Raw genomic sequence first — 15,997 nt, 5'->3', positions numbered from 1 at the left:
AAAGTTTACAGGTGCTAAAAAAGAGGAGACCGCTTCGATCTGAAGCTAATCTCCTCTTTTTATATTCAGTCTAGAAAGACTGCAACAGCCCAACGATCACAGCCCACTTTCATCCCGCCAACGCAAGGCTCTCGCCAATAAGTCCGATGTGAGCCGCTCCATCAGGCTTGGGCGATCCCCATAATCCGATTGCCCATACTCACCCCCCAATCCGCCATACGCATGCCTTCTGCAAGTTGTTGGTGCTGCCAGGCAAGCAGGGCTTTATCGAGGTCGCCGATGTCGTCGATTGTTTGCGCCAGGGCCAGTGCATTGCGGGCTGCCTTGGCCGTGCTTCCGGCGGTATGAGGACGCGGCACGAAAGCGGCGTCGCCAGTCAACAGCACACGGCCAAACACCATCTGAGGAACTTTGAGATCAAGGATCGCTTGCACAAAAATATCTTGGGTCTGGCGAATCAGTTCCCGAAAAGCCGGGTTCGCCTGCCGCTCCCCCATTCCCCGTATGTAAGCATCCTGCCCAGTGGCCAAGGCTCCGGGTGGAATGGAGTGGCTACGCCGACGGCCATCGCTGTCAGTGAGCACAGCGTCCAGTTCCGCCCCTTGCGCAGCTTTCAGATACCACAGCCAATTGAACCGACGCTCGCCCGGATTAACGGAGCCATTCACGCTCGGCACCATGTATTCCAGCATCAGCGATTCAGGGTCTTGTTGAAAAACAAAGTCCTCGTAAAGCTGCATTTTGGCGAAGTCTGGAAGTTGCTCTTCATCGACCAGCCCGCGCCACACCACATACCCCGAATAGCTGGGTACTGTTCCAGGCAACACCACGCTTCGCACGGTTGAACCCGAGCCATCAGCGCCAATCAGCAGGTCTGCCTCGGCAGTGCTGCCGTCGGCAAAAATCGCAGTCACCCGGTGTTCATTCTGAGTCAGATCCACCAACGTCTTGCCACGGTGATAATGCTCAGCAGCAAATGCAGAAAATAATGAGCTGTACAGTGTGTTCCAGGACGTCTGGGTTTGCGGCATCGGCTCTTTATGCACGACGCTACCCTCTCGATCCAGATAGAGACGATCGTGGGACCGGACGCCGAGCGCACCTGCCGGATGAATGCCCGCATAACGAAAATGGTGCAGGACGTCCGCTTGCAGAACGATGCCCCCGCCACGACTATCCATCGCCGCAGGGGATCGCTCGTAAATATCGACCTGCCAACCAATCGCGCGTAACGCCGTGGCGGCGAACAGCCCGCCCAGGGAACCACCAATGACCAAGGCCTTTGGAACGCCTGAACTCTTCATTACCTTTCTCCTCGTTGCAGGGTGATTCCCGCAGCTGCGGTTTACCGTTGCGTTATGCCAACACCGGATAGTCGATGTACCCCTTGGCGTCGCCGCCAAAAAAGCTGTTGCCGTCAGCCACGTTGAGTTCGTTGCGACCACGCAAGCGAGCCGGTAAGTCGGGGTTGGCAATGAACGGGCGACCAAACGCAATGAGGTCTGCACGGCCCTGCGCAATGGCCTGTTCGGCCGTTTCGCCGGAGTAGCCACCCGCCAACATCAGAACGCCGTGGAAGTCAGTACGCAGTTGCTTGATGATCGCGTCCCAGCGTGGATCGTTACTCTCATCGAGCACTGTGCCGACCATCATCGGTTCTACCAGGTGCAGGTAAGCGAGATGCCAGTGATTGAGCCGGGATGCGATGTAGCCAAAGGTTTGTTCCGGGGTGTCATCGCCCATTCCCATGAAACGTCCCATCGGTGTCAGGCGGACAGCAACGCGTTCGGCACCTACTTCTGCGGTCACGGCTTCCACGACTTCAAGCAGCAACCGCGCACGGTTTTCGATACTTCCCCCGTAGCGATCACTTCGCTGATTGCTGGCGCTGTTGATGAATTGGTCGAGCAGGTAGCCATTGCCCGCGTGAATTTCCACACCATCCATACCGGCCAGAATCGCGTTGCGAGCGGCCCTGCGAAAGTCGCCAACGATCGCTTCGATCCCAGGAATGTCCAGCGCCTGAGGGACAGGTATATCACCCCATACGCCCTCGCCCTCTTCATTCAGGATGAAGGTCTTGCCGGGCACTGGCTGCGCGGTCGGTGCCACCGGCAAGCCGCCGTTAGGCTGGAACACCGGGTGCGACACTCGCCCCACATGCCAGAGCTGCAGGAAAATGCGCCCGCCTTCTGCGTGTACGGCCTCGCTGACCGCCTTCCAGCCCTGAATCTGCTCGTCGCTATGGATGCCGGGCGTCCAGGCGTAACCCTGGCCCTGCTGCGAAATCTGTGTAGCCTCGGTAATGATCAATGCAGCACTGGCACGCTGACGGTAGTACTCGACGTTCATCGATGTCGGTACGTTGCCAGGTTGCCCCGCTCGCGAGCGAGTCAGAGGCGCCATGGCGACGCGGTGATCGAGGGTGAATTGGCCGAGTTTGATAGGGCTGAACAAGTGATGAGTCATGATGATGTCCTGAATGGATTGGGATTGAAAAACCGCCTCAGGCGGCTTGGCTTCGCTTCAGTATCTGGATCATTATTTCGATGGGCTGCGCGCCACTGATCACGTCATCTGCGATCTGGATACTCGGCACCGAGCGCACACCGGACGCCTTGGTTTGGGCTTCGAGCCTCAAGACTTCAGCCGTGCCTTCATCGGCCTTGAGAAAGTCGACAATGACCTCTCGGTCCAGCCCGGTTTCGGCAGCGATGTCGGCCAGCACAGTGAGGTCGCCGATATCCCGCCCTTCGCTGAAGTACGCCTTGAAAATGGCCTTGACCAGCAAGGAAGCGTCTCGACCCGCCTGTTGCTCGCGCCATACCAACCGATGCGCGGTCAGGGTGTTGGGGTTTTTTTCGACGCGCTCATAATCGAACTCAAGGCCGACGGCCTTACCGGCGTGGGTGACCTGTGCGTCCATGGCCTGGCTACGCGCCCAGCTGCCGAACTTGCCAGAGCGATAGGCTTTGCGATCCATGCCTCGAACCGGCATGTCCGGGTTCAACTGATAAGGCAGGAAACTGATTGGGCGGTCCGTTGAAAAACCCGAAGCGGCCAGCGCGCGTTCAAGATTTTCCTCACCGATCCAGCACCATGGGCAGATGAAGTCGTAAGTCACCTGAATTTTGGATGAATGCAAACTCATGACGGTCTCCGTGGTTGAATGTTTCACCTCCCCAAGGTAGGTGCCGGAGCGCCGACAGAGAATCCACCTGCTGCACAACGTTGCTTTTCGCAAAACGCAACGATGAGCCGATCACGTCGTCGGCTGTGTTTGCGACTTGAGCAATTCGGTGAGGAAATCAATGAACGCATTGATACGTTTCGAGCCGCGATGATTGGGCAGGTACAAGGCCGAGATCGCTGAACTGGCGCTGTTCGGATTGACGACAAAAGCGTCGAACAAGGCAGTGAGTCGACCACTGTCGACGTCATCATTGACCAGCCAATCGGGTAACAGCGCCACCCCGCACCCGGCCAGCACCACTTCGCGCAGGACCTCGGCATTGTTGCTCTTGAATTGCCCTTCGACGGGCACGCGCAGCTCTTGGCCCTGCTCTGTAAATGTCCAGAACTGCTGTGGCGCGCCATAGTTGAAGCACATGCACTCGTGCTGCATGAGGTCCATGGGCCGGTCGGGAAATCCTCGAGCGTTCAGGTACTCGGCGCTGGCGACTACGCGGCGGCGAAAGTTGCCGATGCAGCGGCTGACCACCGTTTCCATCGCCGCTGGCGACCCCAGCCGGATCGATAGATCGATGCGTTCGCCGAGCAAATCGACGATGTCGTCCGATAGCGTCATATCCAGTACGAGCAGGGGATAGCGCGCTAAAAGCGCGCCGATATGAGGGGCAATAAGACGCTGTCCAAACGCCACGGGCACGGAGATGCGCAACTGTCCCGCGGGCACTTCACCGCGGTCCGAAACTGACTCGTCGGCGTCAGCCATGGCGCTCAGAATATCCCGGCTTTTCAGGTAGTACACACTACCGGCATCGGTCAACGTGACTTGCCGGGTAGAGCGATTCAGCAGCACGGCCCCCAGGTCATCCTCAAGCCTGTCGATCATTCTGGTGACTGAAGAGGTCGCCAGATTGAGTTGCCTGGCGGCAGACGAAAAGCCCTTGGAATCTACTGACTGGATGAATATTTTCAGTGCGAGCAGCTTGTCCATGAAACCCCTTCCGTCATTACGCTCCTTGAGCGCCTATCTTTGGACATCGGCGCACCCTGTGCGAGTTAACGGTTGTTAATTCTGCCGCCGTTGCGCCTGGCGCAATGTAGCGTTGCGCCTTGATGGGGTACTCCCTCACAAGCGCCCTCTCTAAGCTCACGACATGGAAAATCGCCGCCCATCGCACGCGGCGGATTGAAAAATCTGTCGTTAATTCAGCTCGAGAGGTAAGGCGATGAAGCGCAAGACGATCATCGGTGCCGTTCTGGCAATCGGCGTCGCGGGGTTAGGCTTTGCGTTCTGGATGATGTGGAGGCCGGAAATTGCCACTGTCAGCCAACACCTGAATGCTGATCGCGAGACGCTGGACAGAGGCCGCCGCGTGGTCGAAGCGGGCGACTGTGCGGTCTGTCACACACGGCCAGGGGGCGCCTACATGGCCGGCGGTTTACCGCTGGTAACGCCCTTCGGAACCCTCTTCACCACCAACATCACCCCGGACCCGCAGTCCGGTATCGGTCAGTGGTCGCTGGACGCCTTTGAACGGGCCATGCGTGAAGGCATCGCGCGTGACGGCCACTTTCTCTATCCGGCCTTCCCCTACGTGCATTACCGGAAGCTGAGCGATGCCGATATTGCCGACGCCTATGCCTTCCTGATGAGCGTGGACCCGATCAAATACACCGCACCGGAAAATCATATGGTCTTCCCCATGAACTTCCGTCCGCTGGTGTCTTTCTGGAACTTACTGTTCCTGCATGGGGATCCGCTGGAACCACTTCCCAACCGATCAGCACAATGGAACCGCGGACGTTATCTGGTCGAGGGCGCGGGGCACTGTTCGTCGTGCCATTCGCCCCTGAATCTGATTGGTGGGGAGAAAGGCAGCGAACTGTTCAACGGTGGCGTCGTCGACGGCTGGACAGCTCCTGCCCTGCGCGGAATGACCGAGGCACAACACCCCTGGAATGAGGCCCAGTTGGTCGCCTATCTGACGGGCGAGGTCGCCGAAGGACATGGCGCAGCGGCGGGCCCGATGTTGCCGGTCAGCCTGAGCATCGCGCAATTGCCGGCGGAAGACGCGCATGCCATCGCGCGGTACATTCTTGACCTCAAGAAAACTTCATCGGATGTTCCATCGCCGCCCTGCACCTCTGGGGTCAAGCCCAGCGCCACGGCGCTGCGGGGCGCCGCGTTGTTCGAGGGGGCCTGCGCGAGTTGCCATGGCCGCGCGGCGCCGATGCGCGTCATTGAATCACGGCCGGCACTGGCGAACACCTCGGCGGTGAGGGCGGACTCGCCACGCAATTTGATCCAGACCATCCTGCAGGGCATCCCGATGTCCAGCGCCGCTTCCAGCCACTACATGCCTGCCTTCGCCCACAACCTGGACGACACCCATGTGGCTGCACTTGCCGAGTACTTGCGCAATGAAAGCTGTGCAAACCGACCCTGGACGGATCTCGACAAGACAATCAAAAGTATTCGGGCTCAGGAGCAGCAACCGTGATCACACTTGACATCAACGGCAAGACTCACGAACTGGACATCGCGGACGACATGCCCCTGCTATATGCCTTGCGCAACCAGGTGGGGCTCAATGGCGCCAAATACGGCTGCGGCCTGGGTCAGTGCGGCGCGTGTACCGTGTTAGTCAACGACAAGCCGGTGTTTTCCTGCCTGACGCCGTGCGGCGCGCTGGCGGGCAAATCGGTACGCACCGTCGAGAGCCTGGGCAGCGTCGACCAACCGGGGCCGTTGCAGAAAGCCTTTATCGATGAACAGGCCGCCCAGTGTGGTTATTGCATCGCGGGAATGATCGTGAGGGCGCAGGCGCTGCTGGAGGCCAACCCTCATCCGGACGATGAAACGATCCGCCGCCACATGGCACCCAACTTGTGCCGCTGCGGCACCCATGTGCGGATCTTCGCCGCGATCAAGTCGGTTGTCGCGCAGGGAGGCAAGGTATGAAAACCCCCACGCAAAACGTCAATCTGAGCCGCCGCGCCTTCGTGATAAACGGGGCTTTGGTGATGGGGTTCGCGATGCTTCCAGGTATTCCCCGTGCCTTCGCTGACACCGAGGTGGACACCTTGGGTACGACAATCCTGGCGCCTGATCTGCCCGGCAGCCTGCGGGCCACGCCCTATCTGGACGCCTGGATCCGCATTGATGCGAAAGATGGCATCACCGTCTACACCGGCAAAGTGGAGCTGGGCACGGGTGTTAAAACTGCGCTCCTGCAGATCGCCGCCGAACGCCTTGAAGTGTCACCTGGGCTCATCCGTTTTCTCACTGCCGACACCGCACTGACACCCAATGAAGGTTACACCGCCGGCAGCCATACGATCGTCGACAGCGGCACTGCACTGTTCAACGCCACGGCCCAGGTGCGGCAGTTGTTACTCGAGTCCGCAGCACGGCAATGGCAGCGCAGCATCGACAGCCTGACCACGCGGGATGCGGTGATCTACGATACACAAGGCCGCAGCATGACCTACGCACAGGCAGTGGTGGGGGTTCAACTGCATCGCTTTGCGTCGGCCAACTCGCCCTTCAAGCCCGCTGGCACTTTCACCCTGATCGGCAAATCGTTGCCTCGGCTGGACATCCCGGCCAAAGTCAGCGGCGGTGCGGCCTATGTGCAGGACATGCGGTTGCCCGATATGCTGCACGCCCGGGTGATACGCCCGCCCCGGCGCGGCAGTCAGCTTCTGGAGATCGACGAGGCCGCCCTCAGGCAACTTCCCGGCGAGGTGAAACTGGTCCGCAATGGCAGCTACCTCGCCGTGGTCGCCACCGATGAATGGCTGGCGGTCAAAGCGATGCGCGAAGGCTACGCCAAGGCCCGCTGGACAGAAGGTAACCCGCTGCCTGACTCGACACACATCCATCAACTCCTCACCGAATTACCGGCGCGGCGCTATCCGGTGAGCGCCAAGGGTGACCTCCCGCAACCGCTGCCGCGTGCTTACAAGGCCCGGGTGACCAAGCAATACCTGATGCACGGTTCCATCGGGCCCTCCTGCGCAGTGGCCTGGTTCAAGGATGGAACACTGACCGTCTGGACCCATACCCAAGGTGTCTACCCTCTGCGCGCGGGTATCGCCGAGATGGTCGGCCTGCCAGTGGCTCAGGTGCGTTGCATCCACGCTGAAGGTTCCGGTTGCTATGGCCACAATGGCGCCGATGACGCCGCCGCCGATGCCGCGCTGATTGCCATGGCCATTCCCGGCAAGCCGATACGGGTGCAATGGATGCGCGAACAGGAAAACCTCTGGGAGCCGTACAGCTCGGCCATGCTTGCCGAGGTGGAAGCGGGACTGGACGACAGTGGGCGTCTTCGTGACTGGAAATACGAGCTCTGGAGCACCCCGCACAACGAACGTATCGTCAATGCCGGGCGCCTGTTGCCGGCGTGGCTGTTGGCCAACCCCTTCACCCCCGCCCCTTCAGTCCCGATTGCTCAGCCCGAAGGTGACGGCGACCGTAATGCCGTTCCGTTGTATGAGATACCCAACCTGAAGGTCGACATGAACTTTGTGCTGACCATGCCATTCAGGACCTCGGCCATGCGTTCGCTCGGTGCCCATATCAACGTGTTCGCCATCGAGAGCACCGTCGATGAACTGGCGGCTAGGGCCACCATCGACCCGGTGCAATTTCGCCTGAATCACTTGAGCGATCCGCGAGCACGGGCGGTGGTGGAGCGCGTGGCCGCTGAGTTCCGCTGGCCGCACAAAGCAACGGGACCCGGTAGCGGAATCGGCTTCGCCTTTGCCCGCTACAAAAACATCATGGGTTACTGCGCGATCGCCGTGCAGTTGCATGTGCAGCGCCAGACCGGGCAAGTGATGATCGATCGCGTAGTCGCCGCCGTCGACGTGGGGCAAATTGTCAGCCCCGACGGGCTGCTCAATCAGATCCAGGGCGGCATCGTGCAGTCTGCGAGTTGGACGCTCTATGAACGAATCCTCTATGACGCCAGCGGCATGCACAGCTTCGACTGGAGCGGCTATCCGATCATGCGTTTTCCGGATTTACCGCAACAGGTCGAGGTCCACATGATTGATCAGCCGGATCAGCCATTTCTGGGTGCCGCAGAAATCGTCCAGGGCCCCATGGCCGCAGCACTGGGCAATGCCATCAACGATGCCACCGGCAAGCGCTTGCTCGATCTGCCCCTGGCACGACGTGGCTGGCAGGATGCCCTGGGGTCATGACCGATCCGGGCGGTGTCGACGTTATGCCCTTCCGCCAAAAGTAAGCCACCCGACTCCGGCGAAACGTCTGAATCGGTAGCCAGGCGCACACTCGTGAGCGCCTGGAGTTCATGCAGCAACTAACGATCAATTCAAGCGAGGCTTCTTACCCAAATCGTTATCGACTTGCTGCAGTACGTGGGGACTGCCGTTAAGGAACGCATCGACCATTTGCTCGATCAGCGCATCTATGTCTTCAGTCACTGGAAGATCGTAAATCCATTTGCGAACACCGATATAGAAAATACTGGCATGCAGACTCCAGATCAGCTCGAGCTCTTTTTCATTGATCGTGTCACCTGAGGATGGCGCCAATCCATGAGTCTGGCGGATTTCTGCAATGACAGGGATGAAGACCCGCTCACGCAATTTAGCCAGATACCGATCATTGATACCTTCACGTGTCAGCCCGGCGAATACGAAGATACGAATCCACTCTCGCCGCAGAATCACACGAGCGTATGAGGTGTAGAAATGAACCAGGCGAGACTGAAGGGGTTCGGAGCGATCCTTGATCATCGCCTCCCACGAGGAATCCCACTGATATACCTCGTCGTACACGCGGTCTATCAGTGCCTCTTTGCTGGGGAAATATCGATAGAGTAACGGTTGGGTAATATCCAGTTGTCGCGCCAGCTCACGGGTACTGCCCGAGAATCCGCACGTCGCAAAATGCTCGATAGCTTTCTGCACGATTTGCTTTTCCCTGACCTCAGGCGAAAGGCGTCGAGTCGTCGATTTGACGGGGTCTGCTGATTTCGCCGATTTTCCCGACTCGTTCTCGTCTCTATCTTTTGAGTCTTGCATAACGCCTCGCTGGAGCTTCATTAAGGCATCATACAAAACAAAAGAATGCACTGGCTATGAACCACACCTATTTGGCCAGACGACTTTCAATATCCTTCTTGAACAACGCAGGTCGGCTTAAATAATGCCCCATGGCCAACACTTCCATTTGGCCGTCGATCTCCAGCGCAAATGCCGGAAAGCCGCGCGCATTCAGAGCTTCAAGCATCTCGTTGCTGCGCTTGATGTGGTCTTGCAATGAGTCTGCAGTGATCAAATCAAAAGTTGCCATAAACGATTCGGGTTCAAACCCAAGCTCATTGGCAATGCCGGCGATTACCCCTCGGTCAGCAATGGCTTGACCTTCTTGGTAGTAGGCAGTTTGCAGGCGTTTGAGCATTTCGATACCACGTCCGGACAGCTGTTGAGCGGTCAACATCGCTGCAATCGGTGGCGAAGAGTCCAGCTGGACATTTTCATGTTCCAGTACGCCTTGAACATAGGCGTCCGCGAAGGTCTGTTTGCTGAATGCCGTAATCCGGGCTTCGTGAGGACGAACAAAATCGCGCCACTCACCCGACATCAACTTGCTTTTGTCCCCCGAAAGCATGCCCACGCCATGGGCCTGAATTTCCAGGCCAGGAATAGCGGTGGCCGCCGTGATCATCGGCGCCGCCCCGTAGCACCAGCCACAGAACGGGTCGTAGACGTAATGCAATGTCGCAGTGCTCATTCAAATCTCCGGGATCTGCCGTGCCACACGGCGAAAGAGGTTCGTTACGTCGTGGATCAAACATGCGAAAACAGCAATGAGGCGATCAGCGCTCGGCCAAGCCTTCAGGCCCGAGCAATTCGCTGATGAAATCGATAAACGCATTGACGCGTTTGGAGCCACGATGATTGGGAAGATACAACGCAGAAATGGCCGAACTGGCATCGTTCGGATTGATAACAAAGGACTCGAACAATGACGTCAAATCACCGCTGCCAATATCGTCGTTGACGAGCCAGTCAGGTAACAGAGCCACCCCGCCACCCGCCAGCGCAACCTCACGTAAAACTTCCGCATTGTTGCTTTTGAAGCGCCCCTCAATCGGTACTCGAGTCTCCTCACCTTCCTTTAAGAAAGTCCACACCTGCTGCTTTGGGCCGTAACTAAAACGCAGACACTCGTGTTGCATGAGGTCCATGGGATGTTCAGGAAAACCATGTGCATTCAGGTACTCGGCACTGGCCACAACCCGGCGTCTGAAATGACCGACGGGACGACTGACGACACCATCCATGGCTGCTGCCGATCCCAATCGGATCGCCAGATCGACGCGTTCCCCCAGTAATTCGACGATGTCATCGGAGAGCGTCATGTCCAACACAAGTTGAGGGTATCGCTTCAACAGCGAGGCAATATGCGGCGCAATCAGACGGCGCCCCAGCGCTACAGGCACGGAAATACGAAGATGACCCGCAGGGAGTTCTCCGCGGTCAGTGACCGAGGCATCCGCCTCGGCGACAGCATTCAGCACCTCCCGCGCCTTCAAGTAGTAGGCGGCCCCGGCATCTGATAATGAGATTTGACGCGTGGATCGATTAAGCAAGACAGCGCCTAGTTCCGCCTCAAGCCCATCGATCATCCGAGTCACAGAAGACGTCGCCAGGCCTAACTGTCGAGCGGCAGAAGAAAAGCCCTTCGAATCCACAGCCTGGACGAACATCTTCAATGCGAGCAGCTTGTCCATGACACTCCTTGACTCACCCGTTGTTCATCTTGAGCATTGCGCCAGTTCGGGTCCGACGAGAAACCACCGAGAAGACGACCAAAGCGACCAGTGACAATCCGCTTCCCACCGCAGCAATCGCCAGCCAGCCGGCATGTTCATAAAGCGAACTGGCCACCGAAGAACCGATTGCACCACCGATAAAGATACTGATCATGTACAACGCATTCAGACGGCCTCTGTTAGCAATGCCCAAGGCGTAGACGGCTCGCTGACCCAACACCATGTTCATTTGCACTGCAAAATCCAGCGCTATACCGGTGACCGCTAATCCAATCACACCGTAAAAGGGATTGATGAAGGCCGGTAGGAAACTCAATACCCCCAGCACCATGGCCAACTGCGACGCTCGTCGAGTATGTCCTGCATCAGCGAGTCGACCACTGATAGGTGCGGCAATTGCACCGATGGCGCCGACCAGAGAGAAAATCGCAATCTGACTTTGCGTGAGGCCGAACTCACGACTCAATATCAACGGCACAGCGGTCCAGAACAAACTGAACGCCGCAAACATCAGCCCTTGATAAAGCGCGCGCTGACGCAGCACGGGCTCGCGACAGAACAGTTGTCCCAGGGACATCAGCAATTGACCATACGACGCGCGATGGGTCGGTTGCCATTTAGGCATGGTCATGCCAATCACGATGGAGATAACGAGCATCAAGGCGGCGGCCCCGATAAACACCGCCCGCCAGCCCAAATGATCGGCAACCAGACTCGACAGCGGCCGCGCAAGCAGAATCCCTAGCAGCAAGCCACCCATAATCCCGCCAACTACCCGACCGCGAGATTCTTCCGGTGTCAGATGTGCCGCCAACGGGATAAGCATCTGCACGGAGACTGAGCTGAAACCGATGAGTGCCGACACCACTAGAAATACACTCGGCTGCTTGGACAAACCGGCGGCTACCAGGCTGAAGATCGTAATCACAATTGTCGCGATCATCAGCCGACGGTTTTCTACCAGATCCGCCAAGGGCACCAGGAAAAACAATCCGAGCGCATAACCAATCTGAGTCAGCGAAACGATGAAACTCGCGCGTCCACTCGACATGCCGATATCCGGGGCGATCAAGCTGATAATCGGTTGAGCGTAATAGATGTTGGCCACGATGGCACCGCAACAAAAAGCAAACAGAAGCACGAGACCCTTTGTCATCGACGCTTTTTGTATCGTCGCTGCTGTATCTCTTGTAGAAACGCCCATGCCATAGACTCCTGAGGTTCGACAGCGGTGACTCTTCAGAAAAGGTCACGCGCATTGATGTTTTCCAGGTCAACAACATAGGCGGCACTGCATCTTGAGAGAATATGGTCAGGACGCAACGTCGCGTTGCGTCTTGCGCAAGAGATACCCAGGCTCGGTGAGCGCTCCCGCTTGATTCGAGGACGAGGAATCGCCATGCGCCAAGTAAACTGACTCGCCGATGATCCAAAGGCCAAATACAACTTCCGATGGGATCTGGCCGCTTACACGGTGGCCGAGAAACTAACCGGCTTTCGGCTGGAACGACGTACCAATTACCTGATCAAGCGGAATGGCCAAGACAAACAGATCCAGACATGCACGCTCGAGTGCAGTGGATGTTCGTGTGATTGCGGCGCTGAATACTGTTGCTCGTATGAAGCAAGCTACTGCTCAAAATGCGGCCACACCGGCAAGAGGCGAATGACCTTTGGTTTTCCCGGCAGACCCCTTTTGGAGCGGGAAGCAGGCGTGAAAAATAGAGAAGTCATGCAAATGTCACGCACACGAAAAAGGCCAATGCTGTGAACATTGGCCTAAGTCGTTGAATTATATGGTCGGGACGGAGTGATTCGAACACTCGACCCCTAGCACCCCATGCTAGTGCGCTACCGGACTGCGCTACGCCCCGACTAGGCGTGTTACTGGGTTCGCTTCGCAATGAAGCGATCAGGAATATACCGCAAGCTTTTGAAATGTGGAAGTATTTTAAAAGCCTGAATCATTTTTTCAGAACCACCAGCACATCTTCGAGTTCGGAGATCATTTGGCGGATCAGTTGCTTGTATTGGGTGGTGTCGTCTTTGGCTTCATCACCGGACATGCGCTGGCGCGCGCCGCTGATGGTGAAACCCTGGTCGTACAGCAATGCACGGATCTGTCGGATCATCAGCACATCCTGGCGCTGATAATACCGACGGTTCCCGGTGCGTTTGACGGGGTTGAGTTGAGGAAACTCCTGCTCCCAATAGCGCAGCACATGCGGTTTTACCGCACAGAGCTCGCTGACTTCACCGATGGTGAAGTAGCGTTTGCCTGGGATGACGGGTAGCTCGTCGTTATGACTTGGTTCCAGCATAAGCCTCAACTCGGGCCTTCAACTTCTGCCCTGGACGAAAGGTGACCACACGGCGAGCCGTGATCGGGATTTCTTCTCCCGTTTTTGGATTGCGGCCAGGCCGCTGGCGTTTGTCTCGCAGGTCAAAATTGCCGAAACCGGACAATTTGACCTGTTCGTTGTCTTCCAGAGCGTGTCTGATTTCTTCAAAGAACAACTCGACCAATTCCTTGGCCTCGCGTTTGTTCAGACCCAACTCTTCGTACAGACGTTCCGCCATCTCAGCTTTCGTCAAAGCCCCCATACGTCACTTCCTTAACGTGGCGTTCAACCTTTGTTCGAGCGAGGTGAGGATATTTTGTGTCGTGGTATTCACCTCATCGTCATTAAGAGTGCGCGATGGATGCTGCCAGGTCAAGCCAACTGCAAGGCTTTTTCTATGCGGATCAATGCCTTTACCCTGATAGACGTCAAATAGCCTGAGGTCCGTCAGCCATTCGCCTGCATTTTCACGGATGACATCCAGAACGGCCGTGGCGGACACTTCACGATCGGCGATCAGCGCCAGGTCGCGACGCACTTCCGGGAAGCGCGACAGCTCGCTGAATTTCGGCATCTTGCCCAAAGCGACTTCGGCCAGGACCAGTTCGAAAACGAAGACCGGACGGTCGAGACCGAGGGTTTTCGACAGTTCCGGGTGAAGGGCACCGACGAAACCCACCAGTCGACCTTCGCGCTCGATGCGCGCCGTCTGGCCCGGGTGCAACGCTGGGTGGCTGCCTGGCACGAACGAGAAGTCGTTCAGTGCTCCGGCAAACCCCAATACGGCTTCCACGTCCGCTTTAACGTCGAAGAAGTCCACTGCATCACGGCCTTGGGCCCAGCCTTCCGGCAAGCGGCTACCGCAAACAACACCGGCAAGCATCGGCTCTTGCTTCAAGCCATCCAGCTGGCCGACGAAACGCAGGCCGCTTTCGAACATACGCACGCGGTCTTGCTGGCGGTTCAAGTTGTGGGAAAGTGCTTTCACCAGGCCTGGCCACAACGACGAACGCATGGCGGCCATGTCGTTGGAGATCGGGTTGGCCAACAACAGCGGCTCGACGCCTGGGTTGAACAGTTCGAACTGCTTAGGATCGATGAAGCTGTAGGTCACCGCTTCCTGATAGCCACGGGCAACCAGCAGACGGCGCAGCTCCGGCAGGTGCGCGCGCGCTTCGGCCTTGGGTTGCGGCGCCAGGCGCGCTTGCGGGTAGCGAACCGGCAGACGGTTGTAGCCGTAGAGACGGGCCAGTTCTTCGATCAGGTCGACTTCGAGGCTGATATCGAAGCGATGGCTTGGCACCTCAACGTGCCATTGCCCGGCTTCACCGGCGGCAATGCCCAGGCCGAGGGCCGAAAGCAGACGCTCGATTTCCGCTGGTTCGATCACCAGGCCAAGCATTTGCTCAACGCTTTTGGCGCGCAGGGTGATCGGTGCAATCGACGGCAGGTATTGTTCGCTGACGGTTTCAGTGATCGGGCCCGCTTCGCCACCGGTGATTTCCAGCAGCAGGCCAGTGGCGCGCTCCATGGCTTCACGCGCCAGTTTCCAGTCCACGCCACGCTCGTAGCGGTGCGACGCATCGGTGTGCAGGCCGTAGGAACGAGCCTTGCCGGCGATGGCGATCTGGTCGAAGAATGCGCTCTCAAGAAAGATGTCACGCGTGGTCGCGGACACACCGCTGTGTTCGCCACCCATCACGCCGGCAATCGCCAGGGCGCGGGAATGGTCGGCGATCACCAAGGTGTCGGCACGCAGGCTGACTTCCTGGCCGTCGAGCAGAACCAGCTTCTCGCCTTCTTCCGCCATCCGCACACGGATGCCGCCATTGATTTCGGCGAGATCGAACGCGTGCAACGGCTGGCCGAGTTCAATCATCACATAGTTGGTGATATCGACGGCGGCGTCGATGCTGCGCACGTCGGCGCGCCGCAGGCGCTCAACCATCCACAGCGGCGTTGGCTTGGACAGGTCGACGTTGCGGATCACACGCCCCAGGTAACGCGGGCACGCGTTGGGTGCCAGTACTTCGATCGAGCGCACTTCATCATGCACCGCAGCAACTGCGGCAACCACCGGCCGGGTGACGGGCGCGTCGTACAGCGCGCCTACTTCACGTGCCAGGCCCGCCAGGGACAGGCAGTCGCCACGGTTCGGGGTCAGGTCGACCTCGATGCTGGCGTCTTCCAGTTCCAGGTAGACACGAATGTCCTGGCCCACGGGCGCATCGGCCGGCAGCTCCATCAGGCCATCATTGCCCTCGCCCACCTGCAGTTCCGCCTGGGAGCACAGCATGCCGTTGGACTCAACGCCACGCAGCTTGGCTTTCTTGATCTTGAAGTCGCCCGGCAGTTCGGCGCCGATCATGGCGAACGGGATCTTCAGGCCCGGGCGCACATTAGGCGCTCCGCACACGACCTGGAACGTCTGCGCGCCATTGCTGACCTGACACACACGCAATTTGTCGGCATCGGGGTGCTGCTCGGTGCTCAGCACCTCACCCACGACCACACCGCTGAATACGCCGGCGGCCGGAGTAACGCTATCGACCTCAAGACCGGCCATCGACAGACGAGCAACCAGCTCGTCACGGCTTACCTGCGGGCTTACCCAGCCACGCAGCCATTGTTCACTGAATTTCATCCTGC

The 15,997-nt window shown here is 58.2% G+C and carries 14 protein-coding genes and 1 tRNA gene; 3 read left to right on the top strand and 12 right to left on the bottom strand.

Features of this window, described 5'->3' with window-relative positions; all coding sequences use genetic code 11:
• Window positions 1-161 precede the first annotated feature (161 nt).
• From AC07W0_RS22045 to AC07W0_RS22030, 4 genes are all read right to left on the bottom strand, one after another.
• A complete protein-coding gene (locus AC07W0_RS22045; protein WP_046486601.1) occupies window positions 162-1,304 on the bottom strand; it encodes an FAD binding domain-containing protein in 1,143 nt (380 codons plus the stop codon).
• A 52-nt stretch (window positions 1,305-1,356) separates the two neighbouring features.
• Window positions 1,357-2,469, bottom strand: coding sequence for an alkene reductase (locus AC07W0_RS22040; RefSeq protein ID WP_102618323.1), 1,113 nt, complete (start codon window positions 2,467-2,469; stop codon window positions 1,357-1,359).
• Between the two features lie 37 nt (window positions 2,470-2,506).
• Window positions 2,507-3,151 carry a DsbA family oxidoreductase gene (locus tag AC07W0_RS22035; protein WP_102618322.1) on the bottom strand — a complete coding sequence of 215 codons (645 nt, stop codon included), beginning with the start codon at window positions 3,149-3,151 and terminating at the stop codon, window positions 2,507-2,509.
• 111 nt (window positions 3,152-3,262) lie between these two features.
• On the bottom strand, window positions 3,263-4,180 hold the full coding sequence (locus AC07W0_RS22030) for a LysR family transcriptional regulator (protein WP_102618321.1): 918 nt from the start codon (window positions 4,178-4,180) through the stop codon (window positions 3,263-3,265).
• Window positions 4,181-4,415: 235 nt separating this feature from the next.
• On the opposite strand from AC07W0_RS22030, the gene AC07W0_RS22025 reads away from it, so the two are divergent.
• Genes AC07W0_RS22025 through AC07W0_RS22015 form a run of 3 tightly spaced genes read left to right on the top strand, consistent with a single transcriptional unit; the run spans window position 4,416 to window position 8,403 of the window.
• The gene (locus AC07W0_RS22025) at window positions 4,416-5,690 is read left to right on the top strand and encodes a c-type cytochrome (RefSeq protein WP_102618320.1); all 1,275 of its coding nucleotides are present in this window, start codon (window positions 4,416-4,418) and stop codon (window positions 5,688-5,690) included.
• Window positions 5,687-6,151: a (2Fe-2S)-binding protein gene (locus AC07W0_RS22020; RefSeq protein ID WP_017847599.1), complete on the top strand. Its 465-nt coding sequence runs from the start codon at window positions 5,687-5,689 to the stop codon at window positions 6,149-6,151. The genes AC07W0_RS22025 and AC07W0_RS22020 overlap by 4 nt, the downstream gene beginning before the upstream one ends.
• Window positions 6,148-8,403, top strand: coding sequence for a xanthine dehydrogenase family protein molybdopterin-binding subunit (locus AC07W0_RS22015; protein ID WP_102618319.1), 2,256 nt, complete (start codon window positions 6,148-6,150; stop codon window positions 8,401-8,403). Before AC07W0_RS22020 ends, AC07W0_RS22015 begins: the two co-directional genes overlap by 4 nt.
• Before the next feature lie 126 nt (window positions 8,404-8,529).
• Here the strand turns inward: AC07W0_RS22015 and AC07W0_RS22010 are convergent, their stop codons facing one another.
• The 8 genes from AC07W0_RS22010 to pheT all read right to left on the bottom strand — a co-directional run bounded on the left by AC07W0_RS22010 (window position 8,530) and on the right by pheT (window position 15,992).
• Window positions 8,530-9,249, bottom strand: coding sequence for a TetR/AcrR family transcriptional regulator (locus tag AC07W0_RS22010; protein WP_046385219.1), 720 nt, complete (start codon window positions 9,247-9,249; stop codon window positions 8,530-8,532).
• 67 nt (window positions 9,250-9,316) lie between these two features.
• Window positions 9,317-9,961, bottom strand: coding sequence for a DsbA family protein (locus AC07W0_RS22005; RefSeq protein WP_102618318.1), 645 nt, complete (start codon window positions 9,959-9,961; stop codon window positions 9,317-9,319).
• Window positions 9,962-10,046: 85 nt separating this feature from the next.
• Window positions 10,047-10,964 carry a LysR family transcriptional regulator gene (locus AC07W0_RS22000; RefSeq protein ID WP_017847603.1) on the bottom strand — a complete coding sequence of 306 codons (918 nt, stop codon included), beginning with the start codon at window positions 10,962-10,964 and terminating at the stop codon, window positions 10,047-10,049.
• A gap of 13 nt (window positions 10,965-10,977) precedes the next feature.
• On the bottom strand, window positions 10,978-12,210 hold the full coding sequence (locus AC07W0_RS21995) for an MFS transporter (RefSeq protein ID WP_102618317.1): 1,233 nt from the start codon (window positions 12,208-12,210) through the stop codon (window positions 10,978-10,980).
• A gap of 593 nt (window positions 12,211-12,803) precedes the next feature.
• Window positions 12,804-12,880 (bottom strand) — tRNA-Pro (locus AC07W0_RS21990).
• 90 nt (window positions 12,881-12,970) lie between these two features.
• Window positions 12,971-13,327, bottom strand: a complete 357-nt coding sequence (locus AC07W0_RS21985; RefSeq protein ID WP_003174972.1) for a MerR family transcriptional regulator — start codon at window positions 13,325-13,327, stop codon at window positions 12,971-12,973.
• Window positions 13,308-13,610, bottom strand: coding sequence for an integration host factor subunit alpha (gene ihfA, locus AC07W0_RS21980; protein WP_002553164.1), 303 nt, complete (start codon window positions 13,608-13,610; stop codon window positions 13,308-13,310). Before ihfA ends, AC07W0_RS21985 begins: the two co-directional genes overlap by 20 nt.
• A gap of 3 nt (window positions 13,611-13,613) precedes the next feature.
• The gene (gene pheT / locus AC07W0_RS21975; RefSeq protein WP_102618316.1) at window positions 13,614-15,992 is read right to left on the bottom strand and encodes a phenylalanine--tRNA ligase subunit beta; all 2,379 of its coding nucleotides are present in this window, start codon (window positions 15,990-15,992) and stop codon (window positions 13,614-13,616) included.
• Window positions 15,993-15,997: the final 5 nt, after the last annotated feature.

The organism is Pseudomonas sp. GW704-F2 (assembly GCF_059423025.1).
This window is presented reverse-complemented; position numbering and strand designations above follow the sequence as displayed.